Genomic DNA, 1,145 nt, shown 5'->3' on the forward strand with positions numbered 1-1,145 from the left:
ATCGTCGCGCATGAAAAGCCGCTACAGGTGCTGCAGAACCTGATCGCGCCGCTGCTCAGCCCGCTCGCCTCGGCCGGCCTGGTCATCGTCGTGGTCATATTCATGCTGATGGAGCGCGAGGATCTGCGCGACCGCTTCATCCGCCTGGTCGGCTATGGCGATCTTCACCGCACCACGCAGGCGCTGCAGGATGCCGGCAAGCGGGTTGGCCAGTATCTTTTGATGCAGTTGGTGGTCAACATCGTCTACGCCGTGCCGATCACCATCGGACTTTGGGTGCTGGGCATCCCCAATGCGCTGTTGTGGGGGATGCTCGCGTTGGCGCTGCGCTTCGTCCCCTATATCGGCCCGATTATCGGCGCGCTGTTGCCGCTGTTCCTGGCGCTGGCCGTGGCACCCGGCTGGGCGCTGCTCTTGTGGACGGCGGCCCTGTTCATCGTGATGGAGCTGATCACCGGCAATGTGATCGAACCCTGGCTCTACGGCTCGCGCACCGGCCTGTCGCCACTCGCCATCATCGTCGCGGCGATCTTCTGGACCTGGCTCTGGGGCCCCCTTGGCCTGGTCCTGTCGACGCCGCTCACCGTCTGCCTGGTCGTGCTCGGCCGCCATGTGCCGCAATTCGAGTTCCTCGACGTGCTGTTCGGCAACGAGCCGGTGCTGGAGCCCCATGCCCGGCTTTACCAGCGGCTCCTGGCCGGCGACCCCGACGAGGCGACCGACCACGCCGAGGAATACCTGGAAGACAAATATCTGTTCGAGTTCTACGACAAGGTGGCTATCCCTGCTTTGTTGCTCGGCGAGCACGACCGCATGCGCGGCGTCCTCGACGATGAGCAGCGGCGCCTGGTGGCCGGCAGCGCCGAGGCCCTGGTGGCGAACCTCGACGACAGTGCCCAGCAGGAAGCCGAAGAGGAAGAGGTCGAGCCGGAAGCCGCCGGCTCGGGCGACGATAAGGCCGGCGAACGCAAGGCGTCCGAGCGCAGGCCTGGCGAGGACAAGGAAGCCGAGGAGGTTGAAGAGGTGAACCTGCCGGATGGAACCGGCATTGCGGTTCTATGCGCTGGCGGGCGCGACGAACTCGACGATGCGGCGGCCGCCATGCTGGCGCAGGTGCTGGAAGTGCAGGGCGCCGCGGTGACGAA

The 1,145-nt window shown here is 65.9% G+C and carries 1 protein-coding gene; it reads left to right on the forward strand.

The annotated features are described in order from the left end of the window. A partial coding sequence (locus EN742_RS35535) for an AI-2E family transporter (protein WP_148670555.1) occupies nt 1-1,145 on the forward strand: 1,145 nt, incomplete at both ends.

The sequence above is a fragment of the Mesorhizobium sp. M4A.F.Ca.ET.020.02.1.1 genome (assembly GCF_004022645.1).
Taxonomy (GTDB): Bacteria; Pseudomonadota; Alphaproteobacteria; order Rhizobiales; family Rhizobiaceae; genus Mesorhizobium.